The sequence below is a fragment of the Streptomyces sp. NPDC051561 genome, assembly GCF_044454195.1.
GTDB lineage: Bacteria > Actinomycetota > Actinomycetes > Streptomycetales > Streptomycetaceae > Streptomyces.
On the sequence record NZ_JBITDM010000018.1, the window covers coordinates 28,428 to 48,996 of the forward strand.

At 69.9% G+C, this 20,569-nt stretch carries 21 protein-coding genes; 11 read left to right on the forward strand and 10 right to left on the reverse strand.

Annotated elements, in window-relative coordinates; all coding sequences use genetic code 11:
• Positions 1-110: 110 nt before the first annotated feature.
• From ACIA73_RS30570 to ACIA73_RS30585, 4 genes are all read right to left on the reverse strand, one after another.
• Entirely contained in the window at positions 111-1,235 is a 1,125-nt protein-coding gene (locus ACIA73_RS30570; protein ID WP_399442074.1) for an LLM class flavin-dependent oxidoreductase, read from the reverse strand.
• A gap of 126 nt (positions 1,236-1,361) precedes the next feature.
• Positions 1,362-2,147 carry an SDR family NAD(P)-dependent oxidoreductase gene (locus ACIA73_RS30575; RefSeq protein ID WP_399442075.1) on the reverse strand — a complete coding sequence of 262 codons (786 nt, stop codon included), beginning with the start codon at positions 2,145-2,147 and terminating at the stop codon, positions 1,362-1,364.
• Between the two features lie 54 nt (positions 2,148-2,201).
• A complete protein-coding gene (locus ACIA73_RS30580) occupies positions 2,202-3,149 on the reverse strand; it encodes a TIGR03619 family F420-dependent LLM class oxidoreductase (protein ID WP_399442076.1) in 948 nt (315 codons plus the stop codon).
• A 95-nt stretch (positions 3,150-3,244) separates the two neighbouring features.
• Positions 3,245-3,559 (reverse strand): YkvA family protein, encoded by a 315-nt coding sequence (locus tag ACIA73_RS30585; protein ID WP_399442077.1) that lies wholly within the window; start codon positions 3,557-3,559, stop codon positions 3,245-3,247.
• 251 nt (positions 3,560-3,810) lie between these two features.
• On the opposite strand from ACIA73_RS30585, the gene ACIA73_RS30590 reads away from it, so the two are divergent.
• Positions 3,811-4,713, forward strand: coding sequence for an NAD(P)-dependent oxidoreductase (locus tag ACIA73_RS30590; RefSeq protein ID WP_399442078.1), 903 nt, complete (start codon positions 3,811-3,813; stop codon positions 4,711-4,713).
• Positions 4,714-4,754: 41 nt separating this feature from the next.
• Here ACIA73_RS30590 and ACIA73_RS30595 read toward each other — a convergent pair whose 3' ends face one another.
• Positions 4,755-5,312 carry a GNAT family N-acetyltransferase gene (locus ACIA73_RS30595; RefSeq protein ID WP_399442079.1) on the reverse strand — a complete coding sequence of 186 codons (558 nt, stop codon included), beginning with the start codon at positions 5,310-5,312 and terminating at the stop codon, positions 4,755-4,757.
• Positions 5,313-5,363: 51 nt separating this feature from the next.
• Positions 5,364-6,203 carry a hypothetical protein gene (locus ACIA73_RS30600; protein ID WP_399442080.1) on the reverse strand — a complete coding sequence of 280 codons (840 nt, stop codon included), beginning with the start codon at positions 6,201-6,203 and terminating at the stop codon, positions 5,364-5,366.
• Positions 6,204-6,233: 30 nt separating this feature from the next.
• Here ACIA73_RS30600 and ACIA73_RS30605 point away from each other — a divergent pair, with 30 nt between their 5' ends.
• On the forward strand, positions 6,234-6,407 hold the full coding sequence (locus ACIA73_RS30605) for a hypothetical protein (protein WP_399442081.1): 174 nt from the start codon (positions 6,234-6,236) through the stop codon (positions 6,405-6,407).
• Here the strand turns inward: ACIA73_RS30605 and ACIA73_RS30610 are convergent.
• Together ACIA73_RS30610 and ACIA73_RS30615 are read right to left on the reverse strand one after the other, a co-directional pair.
• A complete protein-coding gene (locus ACIA73_RS30610; RefSeq protein ID WP_399442082.1) occupies positions 6,395-6,904 on the reverse strand; it encodes a DUF5959 family protein in 510 nt (169 codons plus the stop codon). The two genes, ACIA73_RS30605 and ACIA73_RS30610, sit on opposite strands and share 13 nt — an antisense overlap.
• Before the next feature lie 43 nt (positions 6,905-6,947).
• On the reverse strand, positions 6,948-7,412 hold the full coding sequence (locus ACIA73_RS30615; RefSeq protein WP_399442083.1) for an ATP-binding protein: 465 nt from the start codon (positions 7,410-7,412) through the stop codon (positions 6,948-6,950).
• Positions 7,413-7,997: 585 nt separating this feature from the next.
• On the opposite strand from ACIA73_RS30615, the gene ACIA73_RS30620 reads away from it, so the two are divergent.
• From ACIA73_RS30620 to ACIA73_RS30640, 5 genes are all read left to right on the forward strand, one after another.
• Positions 7,998-9,059, forward strand: coding sequence for a Tat pathway signal protein (locus tag ACIA73_RS30620; RefSeq protein WP_399442084.1), 1,062 nt, complete (start codon positions 7,998-8,000; stop codon positions 9,057-9,059).
• Positions 9,060-9,096: 37 nt separating this feature from the next.
• On the forward strand, positions 9,097-9,573 hold the full coding sequence (locus ACIA73_RS30625) for an SAM-dependent methyltransferase (RefSeq protein WP_399442085.1): 477 nt from the start codon (positions 9,097-9,099) through the stop codon (positions 9,571-9,573).
• Positions 9,574-9,836: 263 nt separating this feature from the next.
• Entirely contained in the window at positions 9,837-10,589 is a 753-nt protein-coding gene (locus tag ACIA73_RS30630) for a DUF6879 family protein (protein WP_399442086.1), read from the forward strand.
• Between the two features lie 22 nt (positions 10,590-10,611).
• Positions 10,612-11,472 (forward strand): helix-turn-helix domain-containing protein, encoded by an 861-nt coding sequence (locus ACIA73_RS30635; RefSeq protein ID WP_399442087.1) that lies wholly within the window; start codon positions 10,612-10,614, stop codon positions 11,470-11,472.
• 217 nt (positions 11,473-11,689) lie between these two features.
• Complete coding sequence (locus ACIA73_RS30640; RefSeq protein WP_399442088.1) at positions 11,690-12,673, forward strand: hypothetical protein; 984 nt, start codon at positions 11,690-11,692, stop codon at positions 12,671-12,673.
• 74 nt (positions 12,674-12,747) lie between these two features.
• Here the strand turns inward: ACIA73_RS30640 and ACIA73_RS30645 are convergent, their stop codons facing one another.
• The gene (locus tag ACIA73_RS30645) at positions 12,748-13,980 is read right to left on the reverse strand and encodes an amidohydrolase family protein (protein WP_399442210.1); all 1,233 of its coding nucleotides are present in this window, start codon (positions 13,978-13,980) and stop codon (positions 12,748-12,750) included.
• Positions 13,981-14,475: 495 nt separating this feature from the next.
• Here ACIA73_RS30645 and ACIA73_RS30650 point away from each other — a divergent pair, with 495 nt between their 5' ends.
• The 4 genes from ACIA73_RS30650 (at position 14,476) to ACIA73_RS30665 (ending at position 18,774) form a co-directional block, all read left to right on the forward strand.
• Entirely contained in the window at positions 14,476-17,403 is a 2,928-nt protein-coding gene (locus ACIA73_RS30650) for a BTAD domain-containing putative transcriptional regulator (protein WP_399442089.1), read from the forward strand.
• Between the two features lie 330 nt (positions 17,404-17,733).
• Positions 17,734-17,904 carry a hypothetical protein gene (locus ACIA73_RS30655; protein ID WP_399442090.1) on the forward strand — a complete coding sequence of 57 codons (171 nt, stop codon included), beginning with the start codon at positions 17,734-17,736 and terminating at the stop codon, positions 17,902-17,904.
• Positions 17,905-18,083: 179 nt separating this feature from the next.
• The gene (locus ACIA73_RS30660) at positions 18,084-18,449 is read left to right on the forward strand and encodes a hypothetical protein (RefSeq protein ID WP_399442092.1); all 366 of its coding nucleotides are present in this window, start codon (positions 18,084-18,086) and stop codon (positions 18,447-18,449) included.
• A gap of 172 nt (positions 18,450-18,621) precedes the next feature.
• A complete protein-coding gene (locus ACIA73_RS30665) occupies positions 18,622-18,774 on the forward strand; it encodes a hypothetical protein (protein ID WP_399442094.1) in 153 nt (50 codons plus the stop codon).
• A 129-nt stretch (positions 18,775-18,903) separates the two neighbouring features.
• On the opposite strand, the gene ACIA73_RS30670 is transcribed toward ACIA73_RS30665, so the two are convergent.
• On the reverse strand, positions 18,904-20,526 hold the full coding sequence (locus tag ACIA73_RS30670; protein ID WP_399442095.1) for a FadD3 family acyl-CoA ligase: 1,623 nt from the start codon (positions 20,524-20,526) through the stop codon (positions 18,904-18,906).
• Positions 20,527-20,569 lie beyond the last annotated feature (43 nt).

The window sequence follows — 20,569 nt, forward strand, 5'->3', positions numbered from 1 at the left end:
GCGCGGCGGGTTGGCGGGCGGGGGGGGGGGGGGCCGGGCGCGCCCCGCGCCCCCCCCCCCCCCCCCCCCGCGCCCCCCCCCCCCCCCCCCCCCGCCCGGCCGCATCCGCCCTATTGGGCCTGCTGCCGCATCCTGGACGTCCGGTGGACCGGGTCCGTGTCGATCTTCGGGATCACGTGCTCGCCGATCAGCTTGATCGTGTTCATGGTGTCTTCCGGAGACACCCCGATCGGCAGCCCGAACGACAGCTGGTCCGCCCCCGCCTGCTCCCACCTCTTGCACTGGGTCAGTACCTCGTCGGGGTCACCGCAGATCATCAGCTCCTCAGCGATGAGCAGCTCGATGATCTCCTCGGTGTACTCGGGCAGCAGTTCCGGCCACTCCGGAATCCCCTCGGGACGCGGGAACGTGTCGTGGTAGCGGAACAGCAGCGACTGGAGGTAGTTGAGCCCTCCGCTCACCGCCACCTGCACCGCCTTCTCGTGCGTCTCCGCGCAGATCGCCGTCGACGTCACCATCACGTTGTCGTTGACGAACGCCCCCACCGGCTCCGCGTCCTTGACCGCCGTCTTGTACGACTCGACGACCCACTCCATGTCGGAGACCTTCTGGACGCTGAAGCCGAGCACCCCCAGCCCCTTCTTCCCGGCCATCGCGTACGAGGACGGCGACCCGGCCGCGTACCACATCGCCGGGTGCGCCTTGCCGTACGGCTTGGGCAGGATCTTCCTCGGCGGCAGCGACCAGTGCTTGCCCTGGAAGCCCTGGTACTCGTCCTGGAGCCACATCTTGGGGAACTCGGAGATCGTCTCCTCCCAGATCTCCTTGGTGTGGTTCATGTCGGTGATGCCCGGCATGAAGCCGAGGATCTCGTGCGAGCCGGCCCCGCGCCCGGACCCGAACTCGAAGCGTCCACGGCTGAGGTGGTCGAGCATCGCGACCTTCTCGGCGACCTTCACCGGGTGGTTCACCGGAGCCAGCGGGTTGAAGATGCCGGAGCCCAGGTGGATGCGGTCCGTGGCATGGGCGAGGTAGCCGAGGAAGACGTCGTTGGCGGAGAGGTGCGAGTACTCCTCCAGGAAGTGGTGCTCACTCGCCCAGGCGTACTTGAACCCGGACTTGTCCGCCTGGATCACGTACTCGGTCTCCTCGATCAGAGCCTTGTGCTCTGCCTCGGGGTCGACCTTGGCGCGCGCGGCGGGCACGTAACCCTGTACGAAGAGACCGAACTCCACGGAAGTTCACCGTCCTTGGGGTGTCGAGCGGGTGTCCCGCTCTGGAACTGACGCATCGTCAGATTCGGATAGGGCCGACTGTTCCACCGGCGGGGTACGCCGTCAATGCCTGGTGCTGATACACCGTCAGATGATGCTGACCCCGGCCAGCCAGCCGCCGTCGATCACGAACGGCTGCCCGGTGATGTAGGAGGAGTCGTCGCCGGTCAGGAAGAGGGCGAGCTTGGCGATCTCCTCGGGGGTGCCGATCCGCCCGAGCGGCACCAGCTTCTTGTAGAGCTCGGCGACGGCGGCCCGCGACTCCTCCGGGTCGGACGCCGGGTCGAGCGCCGCCGGGTTGGTCATCGGAGTGTCGACCGCCCCCGGGCACACGGCGTTCACCCGGATCCCCTTGGCCGCCAGCTCCATCGCGGCGACACGTGTCAGACCGAGGATGGCGTGCTTGGTGGCGGCGTAGGCGCCCACGTACGCCATCCCGGTCAGCGCGGTGTACGAGGCGGTGTTGACGATCGTGCCGCCACCCGCCGCCTCGATCTCGGGTGCGAGGGTACGGATTCCCAGGAACGCGCCCACCTGGTTGACCTGGATGATCTGCTGGAACTCCTCCAGCGGGGTGTTCACCAGCTCGTTGAACCGCAGGATCCCCGCGTTGTTGACCAGCCCGTCGATCTTCCCGAAGGCCTCCTTGGCGAGGGTCACGGCCGCCTGCCAGTCCGCCTCCTGGCTGACGTCGAGGTGGACGTAGCGCGCCACGTCCTCGCCCAGCTCCTTGGCCAGCGCCTCCCCCTGGCCGTCCAGCACATCCGCGATCACCACCTTCGCGCCCTCCGCCGCGAACAGCCGGGCCTCCTGCTCGCCCTGCCCGCGCGAGGCCCCGGTGATGACGACCACGCGTCCGTCCAGCTTGCCCATGTGGGTGCACTCCTCTACTGGTTGAGGTGCGGAACTACCGGTTGCGATGCCGCACTACTGGTTCAGGTGCGGGGCCACCTCGGCCGCGAACGCCGCCATCTGGTCGGTCAGTTCGCTGCGGCTGCGGCTGCGGAAGCGGACCTGGATCTGGTGGACGCCCATCTCGCCGTACGCGCGCAGCGACTCGGCCAGGACCTCCGGCTTCCCGGCGAGGGTGCGGTCCCCGACGTCCCAGGCCGCGTCGCCGACGTACAGGGACTCGACGATGGCACCGATCTCGATGGGCGCCTCTACGCCGGCCTCCTCCCGGAGCCGCTTCAGCTTCGCGATCTGTGCGGGCAGCCGGTCGCGCGGGTCTCCCTGCGGCAGCCAGCCGTCACCGCGCAGGGCCGCCCGTCGTACGGCGGCGTGGGACGACCCGCCGACCCAGATCGGCACCTGCTGCCGGGCCGGCCGGGGCCGCTGCCCGAGCTCGCCGAACGCGTACCGCTCCCCCGCGTGCGCCGGATACTCCTCGGGCCCCAGCGCCGCTCGCATCGCGTCGATCGACTCGTCGAGTACCGCGCCCCGCCCCGCGAAGTCCGCCCCCACCGCGTCGAACTCCGCCTCCACGTGCCCGGCCCCGACCCCGAGGATCAGCCGCCCGCCACTGAGGTGGTCCAGGGTCGCGTACTGCTTGGCCAGCGCGAGCGGGTGACGCAGCCCCAGCACGGCCACGTGGGTGAGGAGCTGGACCTTCTCCGTGGCGGCCGCGAGGTAGGCGAGGGTGGCCACCGGGTCGTACCAGACCGTGCCCATCGCCTTCGCGTACGCCCGCGGAATCGCCACGTGGTCGCAGCAGGCCACATACGCGAACCCCGCACGGTCGGCGGCCCTCGCCACCTCCACCAGGTCCTCGGCCCCGGCGTCCGCCTCCCACTCCTCGGCGTAGATCCTGCTCTGTGACTGGATCGGGAGCTGCATCCCGTACGACAGCCGCCCCTCGGGCAGTACTCGGACCATGACGACCCCTCGGCCGGACCAATCTGGGTAACCTGACGATTCGTCATACTCGTAGCTGACGGTCCGTCAGGCAAGGGGGTGCGCATGGCCGTTCGCTACTTCTCCAGTGTCGGAACCCTCTCCCGTCCGGGCCGCAGTCCGGCCTTCTGGGCCGCCGCCTGCAAGGAGTGCAGCGCGAGCAGCATGACGCCGATGTCGTCGAGGTAGACCGGGTCGGGGATCAGATCGATCGGGCTGACGGTGTAGATCAGCGCACCCCAGAAGAGGAACTTGTTCTCCATCGGGATCCCGGCGTCCGTCAGCAGCCGGCGCATCTTCACCATCCGCACCAGCACCACCACGGCCCCCACCAGGGTCGCCAGGGCCAGCAGCCCCACCACGACCAGCACGATCGTCGTTGTGTCACTCATGTGCGTCGCTCCCAGCGTCGGCGGTCATCACCACTCCCCCTCCGTGTACCCGAACGGAGCCGACGCTCCCGGTTCACACGCCGGGCAGCGGTGTGCGACCACTCACGCGAAGAATGACCGCGAGCACCCGCCCGACCACTCACTTCGAGGTAATCACCCACTATTTAGTGCGTACTTGAGGCCGCGCGGCTCGGATACGAAGGTGGAGTCAGCCCACTCGGGCACACCCCTCCTCCTCCTAAGGAACCTCCGTGAACACCCCCGTGAACACCTCCGTCAACACCAAGGCACCCGTCACCGTTCTCGGCCTCGGTCTGATGGGCTCCGCCCTCGCCGACGCACTCCTCACCGCCGGCCACCGGGTCACCGTCTGGAACCGCACCCCCACCAAGGCCGACGCGCTGGTGGCTCGCGGTGCGGTCCGCGCCGGCTCGGTCCGCGAGGCCCTGGAGGCAAGCCCCCTGACCCTCTCCTGCCTCCTCGACTACGACACCCAGCGCGCCGTCCTCGACCCCGCCGCCGGCGCCCTCCACGGACGTACTCTCGTCAGCCTCACCAACGGCTCCCCCGCCCAGGCCCGCGAGACCGAGACCTGGGCCCACGCGCTCGGCGCGTCCTATCTCGACGGCGGCATCATGGCGATTCCGTCGATGATCGCCGGGCCGGGGGCGTTCATCCTCTACAGCGGCGCGCGGGACCCGTTCGACGCGCACCGCGCCACCCTGGAGGTGCTGGCCGAGGCCAAGTACCTGGGGACGGACGTGGGCACGGCCGCCCTGTACGACCTGGCCCTGCTCAGCTCCATGGACATGATGTTCGCGGGGTTCTTCCACGCGGTGGCCATGGCCACCTCCCACAAGGGGACGACCGCCTCAGGCTTCACCGAGCTCCTGGTGGACTGGCTGACCAGCATGGTCCACTCGCTGCCCGCGATGGCCGCCGACATCGACTCCGACGACCCGCCCTCGTACGAGCAGACCCTCGAACTCGTCCTGGCCGCCGCCCGCAACATGGGCGACGCGTCGCGCGAGGCCGGGGTGCGGTCGGACTGGTTCGACCGCGAGGTGACCGAGCTGGAGGCCCGGATCGCGGCGGGCCACACGATGCACTCAGCACCGGAGTCGGTACGGCTGCTCAAAGTGGCGGGGAGCTGATCCGGGCGGCCACGCCACCTCACCCCACGCGCCGCCCCACCTCACCCCACGCGCCGTCCCACGTCACCCACGCGCCGGGCCAGCACCATCCCCGGCCAGCTCCCCTTCTGGAACGGCCCGGTGGCCGTGAACCCGCACCTCTCGTAGTACCTGACCAGCTCACCCCCACCTCCCGCCCAGCAGTCCACCCTCAGCAGATCCACTCCCGCCCGCCGGGTCTCTTCCACGGCGTGCGCCAACAGCACCGCACCGATTCCCAGCCCGGCCTGCTTCCGGTCGGTGATCAGCAGCCGGACGTAACGCTCGGGCTCGTCCACAGCAGGGATGCCGGTCATCGTGGGACTCGGACCACCGCTCAACACCATCGCGCCCACGGGAAGCCCGTCGACCTCCGCGATATGCGGCTCGCACTCCTCCATGTAGTGCCGGACCCGCTCGGCCCCACCCGCCTTACGCGAGTACGGCGTGGTCCCCCACTGCTCGGTGTTCCCCCGCGCGTTCATCCACTCCACCGCCCCGTCAAGCATGTCGAGTACGGCGGGGACGTCGCCCGGACGCCCGGGACGGATACGTACGCCGGAGGCTGTGCTGTCGCTCATGGCAGCAGCTTAGGCAGCCCCACCTGCACACGTACGACCCAGCCGGCCGACTCAGCGCCCTGCCTGCCCCGCCACCGACTCCGCCGCGTGACGCGCCTCGACCGCTGCGATCACCCGCTGAGCGGCCATCTTCCGGGCCTGCTTCACCCGCGCGTCCGCCACGAGCACCAGCAGGAACCAGAACCAGCCCCACACGCTGAAGGAGACCGCCCCGCTCATCGCCAGCGCCTTGTTGGTCGCGATCGCCAGCACGAGAGCCACCCCGTACGCCACGGGCCGGTACCGAGCGAGCAGCCGCAGCGGTGCGTTCCGGGCCCCGGACAGTTCCTCCAGCACGGCGGCCACCTCGGCGGCCCGCAGGTCCTCGGGGCGGGCGGTCTGCGCGGGGCCATCCGCCGAAGCGTCCCGCTTCACCGCCGACGCGATCTCCACTCTCAACGAGTCCCGGTCCGCCCTGTCGGCTCGGGCCTGCACTGCTCTGGCCTGGGTGTCTGCCCAGTACCCCCGGCCGGCCCACCCCATCGCCGCCTCCACCTGTGCCGCCTCGGGCGAGCCCGGCGGGGCGAGTTCCGCGATGCGTTCCTTGAGCGCCCCGGCCCGCTTGGCTCGCGCCGGGAACTCCCAGCCGTCCGACCGCAAGCACAGTTCCAGGTACGAGACGAGCAGCCCGAGCTCATCCGGCCACTGCCGCAGCCCCGCCTCGTAGACGGCCTCCGCCTCGACGTCGTGGTCGTCGTCCTCCTCGGCCGCATGCGCGAGCCCCAGCCAGCGAGTCAGCACCGGGTCGGGGCCCAGCTCCGCCATGCCCTCCTCGGCGACCGCCCTGACCTGGGCGTATCCACTCAGCCCGAAGAGTTCCTCGCAGCGCGCCGCGTATGTGTACACGTCCATGTTCCCCACCCCTTGATCAGTAGGAGAACAGTGGACGCACCCCTTCCGCCAGTCAACTGGTTCGTGGAGCGCGCATTCGCCTATCTGCACTGGTTCCGCCGCCTGCGGATCCGCTGGGAGATCCGCGACGACATCCACGAGGCCTTCCTCTCCCTGGGATGCGCACTCATCTGCTGGCGCCGACTGTCCGTTCAATCCCAGTAGCTACGAGAACGTGGCTTGGCCACTACCTCGTTCGGCCAGGTCAGACGGACTTGCCGGAACTGTTCGCGCAGCGCATCGATCCAGTCGTGTCCGGCATCCAGCCAGAGGCGAATTGAGATGGACTCGTTGCCATCCGTCACAGTGACGATGGGTACGGGTACGGAGAAACTCCGGTCCAGCTCGATCTGAATCCCGCAGCTGCTGGATGTCTTCCACTCGATGTCGCGGTAGGCAGCAAGTTCGTTTAGAGCCGTGGACCAGTTGTCCATGTCCTCCGGCGACAAGTGCAGCTCAATACACCCGTTGGCGAAGCTGCTGGTGACAGTGAGCTCGGCATCGAGGTAGTCGTTGTACGGCGTCGCCCCGGGACGCTGACGCCCCAACACTCGCAGCCTGACGCTACTTCCCAGCTCGGGGCTACCACTCGCCGTCAGACGCAACAGATCCACTGCGCCGTCGCCAACCATGAGTCCTCCCCCGTCGGTCACCGCCATCATGCACGAGCCACCAAAGCCCCCACATGACATTTCGCTAGGGGTTCTAAGTCTCGGAGGTGGTGAAGGTAGGCAGCCGGACGCGGACGGTCTTGCCGCAGTGCTCCCGCAGGAACCAGGTGACCTCGCCGCCGAGTGCGCGGATGACGTACAGCCCGCGCCCGCTTTCGGAGTCCTCGGCCGTGGGGGGCTCTGCGGCATGGGCCGGGAAGCGACGTACCGGGTCCGATACGTCGATCAGGAGCTCGCCACTGTCCAACACAGCCAGCCGCAGCCAGAGTTCATGCCCGTGCACTTTCGCGTGCCGCACCGCGTTGGCTGCCAACTCGGACGCGATCAGGGTGGCGTCCTGGGCGTCGCCGGGCCACTGCCAGAGAGTCAGGTTGCGCCGGACATGGATCCGCACCAGGCGGACCGCCCCTTCCACCATCGTGTAACCCATCCTCCATTCCAGGGCCACGGCCGACCCGTCCCGTTCGGTGTTCAGCGCATCACTGGTGACCTGGTTCATCGACCCTCCATGGGTGGCGCTTCAGCTACCTCAGAGGGTGAACGGACAAGGAGCCGGACGGGAATGCGGACAGGTCCGCCAGCCTGGTCAAAGTGGTCAAAGGCCAGCGGCGCACTCTTGTACTCACATCGGGTTGCGGGCTGCAATGAGCCCTCGCGGCATGGCAGTTCGTGGCTATCTTGAGTTGCCTCGGAGGGGGGTGGTACGCGGATCGCGAGACGTGCCCTTCACCGCCTTGAGCTACGGAGGCAGAGCACCATGCGTGAACGGAACGACAAGCTCGTGGCACTCCTCAATGAGGCGGGTTGGTCGCGTGCGCAGGCTGCGAGCGCGTTCAACCGGGTGTCACAGGAGACCAAGAGCTCCGGGCGGGGACGGATCGGCCGCTCGCACGTGAGCATGTGGGTCAGCGGGACGCAACCGTCCGGCTCGGCACCCGTCGTTCTGTGCCAGGCGCTCTCTCGTCGGCTGGGGCGTCACGTAACACTGGAGGAAGCCGGGTTCATCGTTTCGGCGGCACCGTGGGATTGTTCCTCCTGGGATGTTGACCCGCTGACCTCACTGGCCGAGCTGGGGAGTCGAGACTTGGACACTGATCGACGCTGTCTCCTCGCCGGAGGCGTCTACTCCCTTGCCGCGCTCGTCCTGCCCGGCGAGGGCTGGTGGCGTGAGATGACACTGCCCCCGGCGCTCGCGGGCGCACAGGCCCTGAGGGCGAAGCGAGTGGGGCGGCACGACGTCGATACGGTGCGCAGTCTGACGGCCGCGTTCTCCCGCATGGACCAGAGCAGAGGTGGCGGGCACGGACGCAGGGCGCTGGCCCAGTACCTGCACTCAGAGGTCAGTGTCTTCCTCCGGGGTCACCATCCCGACGAAAATGTACGGCGGGACATGTTCAGCGCAGCGGCCGAACTTGCCTATCTGTCCGGTTGGATGGCGTTCGACAACGCTGAACACGCGGTGGCACAAAAGTACTTCACGGTGGCGCTGAAGTTGGCTGCGCAGGCCGACAATCCCCCGCTGGCCGGCCACATTCTGCGGGCCATGGCGCATCAAGCGATCGACCTCGGCTTCTTCCCGCAAGGGCTGGAGCTGTCCAGTGCATCGGTCCGGGGGCAGCGGTACGCAGCGGCGACACCTCGCGAGAAGGCGCTGCTCGGCGTCGTACACGCACGAGGCCTGGCGGCGAACGGCCACAAGCGGGACGCGGCCAAGGCCTTGCTCCGGGCAGAGGGCGATCTGGCGGCGGCGAGCCCCGGCATCCAGGAGCCGCACCGCACCTTCTTCTTCTCCGAGGCCTCCCTGGCCCATGAGACAGCCTGCACTCTGCGTGACTTGGGCGACGGCTCGGGAGCGATCCAGCAGTTCCGCCGGAGTGTGCGCACCCGGGGCACAGAGTTCCGCCGCACCCACGCGGTCACCCTCGGGTACATGGGTGCGGTCCAGATCGCCGACGGCAGCGTCGAGGAGGCTTGTGCCACCTGGGGGCTGGTGCTCGACGCGATGGAGGACGGCATCTACTCGGGCCGAGCACGGCATGCGGTCGTAGACATGAAACGGCTCCTCTCGCCCTACCGCCACCGGGACATCCCCGTCGCCCGTCGTCTCAGGGCCAGGGCAACGGCCTATCTGGCGCACGTAGATTGACGAAGTCGCACGTTGGGTGAGCCCGAGAGGAACGAAGATGGTTGAGCCCCTGGAGATCGGTCGGATCGGCTACGTCGTCGGAGGTCGCGCCGCTCCCGGCGATGACTACTGGGGCGGTGCCACCGCACTCATCCGCCTCGACCCCGCCTATCCGGTGGAAGTCGTCCAGGGGCTCGAAGAGTTCTCGCACCTCGTCGTCACGTGGCACTTTCACCGGGCCTCGCCCGACGATGTCGCCCTGCACGCCCGCAGCCCCCGCAACAACCCCGCCTGGCCGCCCACCGGCACCTTCGTGCACCGCAACCACCGCCGCCCCAACCAGCTCGCCACCTCTTTCCCCCGCCTCCTCAAGGTCGACGGGCTCGACCTTCATGTCACCGACCTCGACGCGATCGACGGGACCCCGGTGCTCGACCTCGCGCCGTACTTCCCCGAGATGGGACCGAGGGGCGAGGTCCGGGTGCCGGCCTGGCCGGGCGAGATGCTCGCGAACTACTGGGCGCTGCCCGAGTAGAACGGCCGCCGGTGCCCGTCGCACCCGGAGTCCTCGCCCGTGGCGGTCTCTCCGGGGCCAGACGGCGAGGTCCATGTCACCGGCCCAGCCCAGCAGGGTGAGACCTTCGCGTAGCCGCTCTCGGGAGCAATATGCGCGCCCATGCTGCGTGATGGGCAAGTTATGCCGGGAGATCCTCATACGGGATCGGGAGTTGTCTGGCGGGAGGAACTCCTGCGCCGCGATCCTGGCATCCGCATCCCACCGTGGAGAGGAATACCGGCATGACGCGACGTCTGCGATTCAACGGCACCGGCAGCGGAGAGGGCGGCTGCCCGTCCGTCCATGAAGACCTCGACACCGGCGAGATCATCGTGCACGGCCCTCCGCTCAGCGAACCCGACGACGTCGCACAACTCCGGCACCTCGGCGAGGGTGAGGTCGCCGTCGTCGTACCGCGCGAAGTCCTGGTGGACTTCGGACCGAAGGAAGTGGTGCGTACGCCACGCATCATCGACCTCACCGCGTTCGGACGCCTCTTCGAGAACTTCGAGCACAGCGCCTGGCGGCTGGAGACCCGACGGCGGTATGCCTCCGACGAGGCGACCGAGGAGTACGAGGTGGTCAGCCGGGGCGAAACGCCTCGATGGGACCTCCAGTCCCCGTGGGCGCTCACGATGCGGGCGAAGGCCGACACCGGGGCCGCACTCGGCCGGGTACGGATCGTGGACACCCCGCCCACGCCGGGTCAGCGCTACCTGCTCGCCCATGCCGTGAAGAACGAGGCAATCGGAGAGGACGTCCACATCCTCTCCAGGGGCGAGGCGGAGCGCCAGCGGCTCCCTGCGGAAGACTTCTGGATCTTCGACTCCCGGCTGGTCGCCCTGCTGCGGTTCGACGAGGACGACAACCTCCTCGACGTGGAGCTCATCACCGAGCCCGCCGAGGTCAACCGATACGCCCAAGTCCGCGACGCGGCACAGCACTACGCTGTTCCGTTCAGGCAGTACACGGAGAGCGTTCTCGCGGCGGAGTAGGCAGGGTAGGCGGCGTGCACTGGTGAGTACCGACTTTCAGGACGCCCGCGCGGCGCTCGGAGCGCGGCTGCGGGAACTGCGTGACACCTGTCCCGGAGGCCGGCTCACCGGTGTCGGCCTCGCCGAGCGTCTGGGGTGGGCGCAGTCCAAGGTCAGCCGACTGGAAAACGGTCGGCAGACCGCCACGGCCGACGACCTGAGCCAGTGGGCCGCCGCGACCCGGCACCCGGAGGCCACGGCCGAACTGCATGCCCGGCTGCACGGGCTGGAGTCCCACATCCGCTCCTGGCGTCGCCAGCTCGCGGGCGGACACGCCGCCGTACAGGCAGCGCACAATGACGCACAGTCGCAGTCTTCCTTGCTGCACGCATGGGAATCGGCCTGGGTCGTAGGCATCCTGCAAACCCCCGACTACGCGCGGGCGATCCTCAGCGGCTTCGCCGAACTGCACCAGTCGCGTCGCGACATCGAGGACGCGGTACGGGCCCGGATGAAACGGCAGGAGCTCCTGTACGACGCACGAAGGCGGTACCGCATCCTGCTGGGGGAATCCGCCCTCCGTGCCCGTATTTGCCCACCGGCCACTCTCGGCGCCCAACTCGACCGCCTGACAGGGGTGGTGGGGCTGCCCAACGTAGAGCTTGGCATCGTGCCGCACGCCGCCCAGCTGAAGCTTCCCGCCGCCGGTGGCTTCTGGATGTACGACGACCGTCATGTCGTCGTGGAGACCTGGCACGCGGAACTGTGGATCGACGACGCCGTCGGCATCCGCACCTACCAGAAGGTGTGGGACACGCTCCGCGAGTCGGCGGTGTTCGGGAACGAGGCACATGCGGTGATCACTCGCGTGCGACACAGCCTGGACAACCTGGGCCAAGGCTGATCGGCGGCCCACCCACGAGCACCGATGCGTGGTTCACACATCTTCACCGTCGGGTGAATCTGGCCAAAGGGTGGCAGGTGGTGGGGAGTTGGGCCTATACGGTGACCGAGTCATCACTCTCCGCGTGCGGTATGCCGCGCAGAGCGGCCCCCGTCGGTGCAGCAAACACCGGGCGAGGGCCTCACCACCGAGGCCGAAACCCCAAGGAGCCCCAGCGATGTTTCTGCATGTTATCTCGCCCACTCGGGCGTTCACCAAGATGTCCAACGCGCTTATTCTGCGTACGGAGTTGGGCACGGCCGCGCGCCTCCTCATTGGGTATGTGGGTGGGCTGATGCCCGCCGAGGAGCAGGCTCCCCTGCATGTGCACGCCGAGAAGCTGGGGCTGAAGCCCGGGGAGTACAAGAAGGCGAAGAAGGAGCTCGTCCAGTACGGGTACGTCCGTGACTACCGCCAGCAGGGCGCCGGGGGGCTGTGGTTCACCGAGCAGCATGTGTCCAACGTGCAGCGCACCGAGGACGAGTTCACCGCCCTGCGCTGCGGCGATGGACTCTCTCCGGGTGTTCCGAATCCGACGGCCGGTGAACCGGGGGGCCGGTCCGTCGGCCGCTCTACCGGTACATACAAGACGGACAGCAAAACTACTCCCACCCGCCCACCCCAAGAGGCTGCGGCGAACACCCCTCAGAAGACCCCGAGTTCAGATCGTCACTTCGCGGTGGCCGAGCGGATCCTGCGGGACCTGCGGGTCGTGCGCAGCGACCTGTACATGAGCTTCCGCAACGTGCGCTACCTGGCGGGGGCGGTGGCCGAGCAGCTCAGGGAGGGTGTGCCCGCCTGGGAGGTCCACGCGGCGCTCACCCACGGGCTGCCGGACACGCCGATCCGGAACGCGGCCGGGTTCGTCACCCACCGGCTCGGAAAAAACCTCCCCGGCGCGGAAGCCCTGGCCGCGTCCGACGCAGCACGGGACAAGGAACAGGAGCAGGAGGCCCCAGCTACCGCGCCCCCACGCGGCATCGTCAAGTGCCGGGGCCTCGGCCGCCCCGGCGAGCACCACTTCCGGCCCGTCGGCGACGAGACGCACTGTGACCCGTGCCGCCGCGAGCATCCGGGCCTCGCCGCCCTCGCGGAAGAGGAACACGGCGGCGCCTGGGCGCCCCTGCCCACCGTGACGTACACCGGCGAACCACCGTACTGAGGTGGGGGCATGGACCGGGTGCCATGGGGTCGCTCCCGGGCCCGCCCACCGCGACGTAACGGCTGTCTACCCGGCTACTTGCCCGAGCCGGGCCCCGCCCACAGCCCCTCCGGGGTCAGGCCGAGGAGGTCGATGGCGTTGCCTCGCACGATCCGATCGACGACGTCCGGTGCCAGGTGTCCCATCTGGGACTCGCCGACCTCCTTGGACTTGGGCCAGGTGGAGTCGGAGTGGGGGTAGTCGGTCTCGTAGAGGACGTTGCCCACTCCGACCGCGTCCAGGTTCTTCAGGCCGAAGGCGTCGTCGAAGAAGCAGCCGAAGACGTGCTCGGTGAAGAGTTCGGACGGGGGGCGGTGGACCTTGTCGGCCACTCCGCCCCAGCCGCGGTTTTCTTCCCAGACGACGTCGGCGCGTTCCAGGATGTAGGGGATCCAGCCGATCTGGCCCTCGGCGTACATGATCTTCAGGTTGGGGAAGCGTTCGAACTTGCCGCTCATCAGCCAGTCGACCATCGAGAAGCAGCAGTTGGCGAAGGTGATGGTGGAGCCGACGGCGGGCGGAGCGTCGGCGGAGGTGGACGGCATCTTGGAGGAGGAGCCGATGTGCATGGCGATGACGGTGTCGGTTTCGTCGCAGGCGCGGAGGAAGGGGTCCCACTCGTCGGTGTGGATCGAGGGGAGACCGAGGTGCGGCGGGATCTCGGAGAAGGCGACGGCGCGGACGCCCCGGGCGGCGTTGCGGCGTACCTCCGCGGCGGCCAGCTCGGCGTCCCAGAGGGGGATGAGGGTGAGCGGGATGAGGCGGCCCTGGGCGAGCGGGCCGCACCACTCCTCGACCATCCAGTCGTTGTAGGCCTTCACGCCCAGCAGGCCCAGCTCGCGGTCGGGGGCCTCGGTGAAGGTCTGGCCGCAGAAGCGGGGGAAGGTGGGGAAGCACACGGCGGACTGGACGTGGTTGACGTCCATGTCGGCGAGGCGCTCGGGGACCGAGAAGGAGCCGGGGCGCATCTGCTCGTAGGTGATGACTTCGAGCTTTATCTCGTCGCGGGAGTAGCCGACGGAGGTGTCGAGGCGGGTGAGGGGGCGGTGCAGGTCCTCGTATATCCACCAGTCGCCGATCGGCCCGTCGTCGCCCTTTTCGCCCATGACCGGGGCGAACTTGCCGCCCAGGAAAGTCATTTCCTTGAGGGGGGCGCGGACGATGCGGGGGCCGACGTCCCTGTACTTGGCGGGGAGGCGGTCCTGCCAGACGTTCGGCGGCTCCACCGTGTGGTCGTCCACCGAGATGATCTTCGGGAAGTTGTCCATGAGCGTCATGTCTCCCTGTTCGCCGTCGACATTGGTCACCGATGAACGTCACGGTACCGGCGATCTGACGATCCGTCAGGTGGGTGTACCCGCAGTTTCTGCCCCCTTCCTTGAGGTTCCTCTGAGGTTTGCGTACTGACGTGTTCGACATGGACAGGGCAAACTGGGCTACCGCGATACGGGGCGGTACGGGAAGTAACGGCAGGGAACGGCAAGGGGAGTGCGATGGATGGCATACCGGGCGACGGCGGCACCGGAACACCTGTGGCCGGGGCCCGTTCCGTCACGCCTGGGGGAGGGGGCCGTTCCGTCACGCCTGGGGGAGGGGGCCGTTCCGTCACGCCTGGGGGCGGGGGCCGTGCCGTCACGCCTGGGGGCGGGGGCCGTGCCGTCACGCCTGGGGGCGGGGGCCGTGCCGTCACGCCTGGGGGCGGGGGCCGTGCCGTCACGCCTGGGGGCGGGGCTCATGCCGGAGCACCTGGGGCCGGGGACGGGGTGCCCGAGGGGGACGTGCTGGATCCGGCCGCCGGGGTCCGTTTCAGTCTGCTCGGGCCCGTGCGCGCCTGGCGCGGTGGTGAGAGCGCCGACGCCGGTTCGCCGCAGCAGCGCGCCCTGCTCGCCCTGCTGTTGCTGCGCGAGGGCCGCACCGCGACCGCCGCAGAGCTGATCGACGGCATCTGGGGCGAGGAGCCGCCGCCCCGCGCCCTGTCCGCATTGCGCACCTACGCCTCCAGGCTGCGCAAGGCACTCGGCCCCGAGGTGCTGGCCAGCGCGGCGGGCGGGTATGCGATCCGGCCTGCGTTCGGGGCGCTGGACCTGGCGGTGGCGCAGGAGTTGGCGGCGCAGGCGGAGAAGGCCCGTACGGCGGGCGAGCGCTGTGCGGCGCGCGAGGCGCTCAACAAGGCGCTCGGGCTGTGGGACGGCGAGGCGCTGGCGTCCGTACCCGGACCGCACGCGAAGTCGCAGCGGGTCCGGCTGGAGGAGTGGCGGCTCCAGCTCACCGAGACCCGGCTCGACCTGGACCTGGAGGTCGGCTGCCACGCGGAGGCGGTGTCGGAGCTGACCGCGCTCACCGCCGCCCACCCCCTCCGCGAGCGCCTGCGCGAGCTGCTCATGCTCGCCCTCTACCGCTGCGGGCGCCAGGCGGAAGCGCTCGCCGTGTACGCCGACACGCGCCGCCTCCTCGCGGACGAGCTCGGCGTCGACCCGCGCCCCGAGCTCTCCCGCCTCCAGCAGCGCATCCTGGAGGCCGACGAGGAGCTGGCCCAGCCGGTCGAGGCCCCGGCCTCGGCCGCCCCCACCGTCGTCCGGCCCGCCCAGCTCCCCGCCTCCGTACCGGACTTCACCGGCCGCGCCGCCTTCGTGCGCGAGTTGAGCGAGCAGCTCGCGCAGGCCGAGACCAGTGTGATGGCGGTGTCCGCGCTGGCCGGGATCGGCGGGGTGGGCAAGACGACGCTGGCGGTGCACGTGGCGCATGCGGCGCGGCCGCACTTCCCGGACGGGCAGTTGTACGTGGACCTGCAAGGGGCCGGGTCCCGCCCCGCCGAGCCGGAGACCGTCCTCGGCGCGTTTCTGCGGGCGCTGGGGACCTCGGACACCGCCATCCCCGACTCGCTCGACGAGCGCGCCGCCCTCTACCGCTCCACCCTGGACGGTCGCCGCGTCCTCGTGCTGTTGGACAACGCCCGCGACGCCTCGCAGGTCAGGCCGCTGCTCCCCGGCACACCGGGCTGCGCGGCGCTCGTCACCGCCCGGACCCGCATGGTCGACCTGGCGGGCGCGCACCTGGTCGACCTCGATGTGATGTCCCCCGAGGAGGCCCTCCAGCTCTTCACCCGGATCGTCGGCGAGGAACGGGTCGCCGCCGAACGCGAGGCCGCCCTCGACGTGGTCGGCGCGTGCGGCTTCCTGCCGCTGGCCATCCGCATCGCAGCAGCCCGGCTCGCGGCCCGTCGTACCTGGACGGTCTCGGTCCTCGCCGCCAAGCTCGCCGACTCGCGCCGCCGCCTGGACGAGCTCCAGGCCGGCGACCTCGCCGTCAAGGCCACCTTCGAGCTGGGCTACGGCCAGCTCGAACCCGCCCAGGCCCGCGCCTTCCGCCTGCTCGGCCTCGCCGACGGCCCCGACATCTCCCTCGCGGCAGCCGCCGCCGTACTGGACCTGCCCCTGTACGACGCGGAGGACCTGCTGGAGGCCCTCGTCGACACGTCCCTCCTCGAATCGGCCTCCCCGGGCCGCTACCGCTTCCACGATCTCGTACGGCTCTACGCGCGTGCGTGCGCGGAACGCGACGAGCAGCCGGCCGACGGACGGGAGGCGGCGCTGTCGCGCCTGCTGGACTTCTATCTGGCGACGGCGGCGGGGGTGTACGCGCTGGAGCGGCCGGGGGAGCGGGTGCTCGACCACTTCGCCGCCACCACGCGGCCCGGGCTTGTCTTCACCGCCCGGGAGGCGGCCCTGGACTGGCTGTTCACCGAGGCGAACGGGCTGCTGGCCTGTGCCGGGCAGTCGGCGGGTGCCGGGATGCTGCGGCGGTCCGCCGACCTGCTCATGGCCGCCGTCGACCTGGGAGAGACCGGGGCCAACTCGCTCCAGTTCGCGCAGGCCGCGACCGAGGTGAGTGAGGCGGCACGGCAGGCGCGGGACGCGCAGGCGGAGGGCCGGGCGCGCACCATGCTCACCCACGTGCACAGCGTGTCGGGCCAGTTCGCGGAGGCCGAGACCGAGGCGCGGCGCGCGCTGGAACTCGGCCTGGAGTCCGGCGACCCTGTCTCCTCGGGCCAGGCCCCGAACCAGCGGGGCATCATCGCCCTGTACGAGAACCGGCACGAGGACGCCGAGGCCCACCTCACTCAGGCACTCGCCGCGTTCCGCGCGGACGGCAACAAACCGGGCGAGGCGGCGGCGTTGTGCAACCTCTCCCGGGTGTTCCTGGCGACGCACCGCACAGCGGAGGCCGTCGAGCTGGCGCGGCAAGGCATCCGGATCTACGAGAAGGACGGCACCGGGCTGGCGCTGCGGCTCGCCAACGGGAAGTACGCGCTCGGGCTGGCGCTCACCAAGGCCGGCAGGGGTGCGGCGGCGGAGGGCGTCCTGCTGGAGGCACTGGAGACCTTCACGGAGAGCAGGCAACAACTCTGGCAGGGGATGACCCTGTTCCGGCTGGCCGAGACCCAGCTGGCAGCAGGAGCACCCGCTCAAGCGGCGGCCCAGGCCGAACAGGCGTTGTCGGTGCTGCACGGAATCGGCGGGGACTGGAGGCGCGCGAACGTGCTCGCGGTCCTCGGCCGGAGCCTGTCACTGCTGAGCCAGTCCGGGCGGGCCCATGCGTGCTGGCAGGAAGCGCTGGCCACGTACGAGAGGCTTGGCTCTCCGGAGGCCGACGAGGTGCGGGAGCTGCTGCGCAGGGTGCCGGTGGTCTGAGCGGGACACACGGCCCTGAACAGGGCTACCGGGCTGGGTCTCGGGCTGGGTGCGCGGACTGCGGGCCCGGGCTGAGGTCCCCGGCTGGGTGCGCGGACCGCGCGTTCCCCGGCTGCGTTCCCGGGCTGCGACCGGTCGTTCATCGTTCGTTTATCGCCGCAAGGCACTCTCGTACCTATCGATCCGTCGCGTCGGGGGGCAGACGGGTCGTTGCCCGGCCGCATCGCTCCGGCGATCGGCGCTGCAAGATCCGTCCGGCGATTCAACGGGGGAACCGCCGGGCGGACCGCGCCACCCAGTGGACCCGTCTCACTCAGGGAGTTGACCTTCATGGCCGACAAGAACACCGCCAAGCCGGAAGACGCGCACGCGACGAGCGAGCCCATCACCACCCAGGACGCGCACGCCACGAGCGAGCCCATCAAGCCCAAGGACGCGCACGCCACCTCGGGTCCGGCCAAGACCGAGGACGCGCACGCCACGTCGGAGCCGGCCAACTAAGACCTTTCTGCACGGGGATCGGCCGCGGCGGCGCGGAGGGGGAGCCGCCGCGGCCGACTGATTTCTCGGGCCGGTCGCGCTTCGGCGTCGTATCCGCAGGTCACATGGGTACGAAAGGGAGGCAACCCGTGCCCCCGTAGCGCCCTCCTCCCGTACGAGACCGCCTCGGAAGGACCGGAATGACCGCCCAGCGCCACCCTTCGCCCGCCTCGCAACCCCTGCTGCCCCGCCCGGACCGTACGACGGCCGCCCTGCGCTCGGCGGTGGCGCGCCTGATGCCCGCGAAGCTCCCCGAGATGGAGCACCAGACGGAAGAGGCCCTCTCCCTGGCGGCACGCACGGGCACCCTGGCGCCGCTCACCAGCTTCCTGGAGAGCTGGGCGGTGACGGTGGAGATAGCGCGCATACCGGCGGCAGCGGAACAGCTGCGGGCGGCGGAGTACAAAGTGCGCGCCGTACGGCCGGACGACCCCGCGTGGCGCACAGCGATGGACGAGATAGGCCAGCTGCACGCGACGGCCCGAGACGCCCTCGCCACCCGCTGACTTCCCGGGCGCAACTCCACGCCCGGCCCTCCTTACGGCCCAGCCGTCAGCAAAAGCGTTTCGGCCAACTCGTGTCACCCACGCCAACTTTCAGGGCAAACCCCCTTGCTTGCGCTCCCCCCTCATCACTAGGTTCACTCCCGTCCCACATCACCCAGCGCAAGGAATCACCATGACTCTGCCCAAGAAGATTCTCGTCGCCGCCGCCATGGTCCTCGCCGCCGGCGCCGCAGCCGCCTCTCCCGCGATGGCAGACGACCACATGTCGGTGGCCCCGCAGGACTCGCACGCCACTGTCAGCCCGGCGGGCACGCACGCCGGCTGACAATCGGACGTCACTCCCTGCGGCGGCGCCAACTCCGACCCGCCGCAGGTCCGTTCGTAGCGGCTGGGTTGCTACGCCGTCACGGCCTGCCGGATGGGCCGGGCTGATTGGCCGCCGCGACGGTGCCGCTCACCTCGGCACCCCCGCCCTCCCCCGCAGCTCTCCCTTCACCACTTTCCCGCTTGCGTTTCTCGGCAGGGTGGCCACGAATTCGACTTGCCTCGGGACCTTGTAGTTGGCCATTTCGCGGCGGGACCAGGCGATCACGTCGTCGGCGGAGAGGGTGGTGTCCGGGCGGCGCACGACGTAGGCCTTGCCGACCTCGCCGAGGCGGGGGTCGGGGATGCCGATGACGGCCACGTCCGCGATGGACGGGTGGAGGCCGAGGAGTTGCTCGATCTCGGCGGGGTAGGCGTTGAAGCCGCCGACGATGAACATGTCTTTGATGCGGTCGGTGATGCGGAGGTTGCCCGCTTCGTCCAGTACGCCGACGTCGCCGGTGTGCAGCCAGCCCTCGTCGGTGATCGCGGTGGCGGTGGCCGCGGGGTCCTCGTAGTAGCCCTGCATGACGTGGAAGCCGCGGACCAGGACCTCGCCGGGGGTGCCGGGCGGGGCCGGGGTGCCGTGGGCGGTCTCGACGCGCACCTCCGTGCCCGGGATGGCACGGCCGGAGGTGGAGGCGATGGTCGAGGGGTCGTCGCCGCGGCGGCACATGGAGACGATGCCGGACGCTTCGGAGAGGCCGTAGGCGGTGAGGACGGTGTCGATGTGCAGCTCGCTGCGGAGGCGTTCGACGAGTTGGAGGGGGACGACCGCGGCGCCGGTGACGACCAGGCGCAGGGCGGTGAGGTCGTGGGAATCGCGGGCGGGGTGGTCCAGCAGTGACTGGTGGAGGGTCGGGGGGCCGGGGAGGACCGAGATGCGTTCGGCGGCGATGTTGGCGAGGACGGTGTCCACGTTGAAGACCGGCTGGGGGATCATCGTGGCGCCGCGGGTGAGGCAGGCGATGATGCCGGCCTTGTAGCCGAAGGTGTGGAAGAACGGGTTGACGATGAGGTAGCGGTCGCCCGCGCGCAGGCCGGAGAGGTCGGCCCAGATGTCGTAGGCGCGGAGGGTCTGGGCGTGGGTGATCACCGCACCCTTGGGGCGGCCCGTGGTGCCCGAGGTGAAGATGAGGTCGGAGGGGTCGGAGGGGGATATCTCGGCGGCCCGGGCGCGGACCGCCCCGCTGCTCACCGATTCGCCGCCTGCGAGGAAGTCCTTCCAGGTCAGGAAGGTGTCCGGGGCGGCATCGTCGGCGAGGACGACCACGTCGGTGAGGTGCGGGAGGCCGGGGAGGGGTCCTTCGCCCGGTCCTTCCGCCGTCGCCCGGCGCAGGGAGGCGACGTAGGAGGTGCCGAGGAAGGTGCCGGTGACGAAGAGCAGTTTCGTACGGGAACGCTCCAGGACGTACGCCGCTTCGGCGCCCTTGAAGCGGGTGTTGAGAGGGACCAGCACCGCGCCCGCCGTGACCGCGCCCAGCGCCGAGACGATCCAGTCGAGGGTGTTGGGCGCCCAGATCGCGACCCGGTCGCCCCGCTCGACGCCACGCGCCAGACAGGCCGCCGCCGCGCGTTCGACGCGCTCGCCGAGTTCGGCGTAGGAGACACGGGTGCGGCCGTCGACGACCGCCTCGATGCCGCCGTACGCCGCCGCGGCCTGCTCGACCAGGTCCCAGATGGTGTTCCACTGCAACTGCCGCGCACTTCCCATCGCAAGCACTCCCTGTTCGAGATACCGCCCGGTTCGAGATACC

Bases quoted from the DNA above. Each gene is read 5' to 3' on its own strand.
- ACIA73_RS30640 (WP_399442088.1), top strand. From the start codon at position 11,690: ATGTTTCTGCATGTTATCTCGCCCACTCGGGCGTTCACCAAGATGTCC.
- ACIA73_RS30670 (WP_399442095.1), bottom strand. From the start codon at position 20,526: ATGGGAAGTGCGCGGCAGTTGCAGTGGAACACCATCTGGGACCTGGTC.
- ACIA73_RS30630 (WP_399442086.1), top strand. From the start codon at position 9,837: ATGACGCGACGTCTGCGATTCAACGGCACCGGCAGCGGAGAGGGCGGC.
- ACIA73_RS30625 (WP_399442085.1), top strand. From the start codon at position 9,097: ATGGTTGAGCCCCTGGAGATCGGTCGGATCGGCTACGTCGTCGGAGGT.
- ACIA73_RS30610 (WP_399442082.1), bottom strand. From the start codon at position 6,904: ATGATGGCGGTGACCGACGGGGGAGGACTCATGGTTGGCGACGGCGCA.
- ACIA73_RS30655 (WP_399442090.1), top strand. From the start codon at position 17,734: ATGGCCGACAAGAACACCGCCAAGCCGGAAGACGCGCACGCGACGAGC.
- ACIA73_RS30580 (WP_399442076.1), bottom strand. From the start codon at position 3,149: ATGGTCCGAGTACTGCCCGAGGGGCGGCTGTCGTACGGGATGCAGCTC.
- ACIA73_RS30585 (WP_399442077.1), bottom strand. From the start codon at position 3,559: ATGAGTGACACAACGACGATCGTGCTGGTCGTGGTGGGGCTGCTGGCC.
- ACIA73_RS30600 (WP_399442080.1), bottom strand. From the start codon at position 6,203: ATGGACGTGTACACATACGCGGCGCGCTGCGAGGAACTCTTCGGGCTG.
- ACIA73_RS30645 (WP_399442210.1), bottom strand. From the start codon at position 13,980: ATGGACAACTTCCCGAAGATCATCTCGGTGGACGACCACACGGTGGAG.
- ACIA73_RS30575 (WP_399442075.1), bottom strand. From the start codon at position 2,147: ATGGGCAAGCTGGACGGACGCGTGGTCGTCATCACCGGGGCCTCGCGC.
- ACIA73_RS30665 (WP_399442094.1), top strand. From the start codon at position 18,622: ATGACTCTGCCCAAGAAGATTCTCGTCGCCGCCGCCATGGTCCTCGCC.
- ACIA73_RS30660 (WP_399442092.1), top strand. From the start codon at position 18,084: ATGACCGCCCAGCGCCACCCTTCGCCCGCCTCGCAACCCCTGCTGCCC.
- ACIA73_RS30595 (WP_399442079.1), bottom strand. From the start codon at position 5,312: ATGAGCGACAGCACAGCCTCCGGCGTACGTATCCGTCCCGGGCGTCCG.
- ACIA73_RS30615 (WP_399442083.1), bottom strand. From the start codon at position 7,412: ATGAACCAGGTCACCAGTGATGCGCTGAACACCGAACGGGACGGGTCG.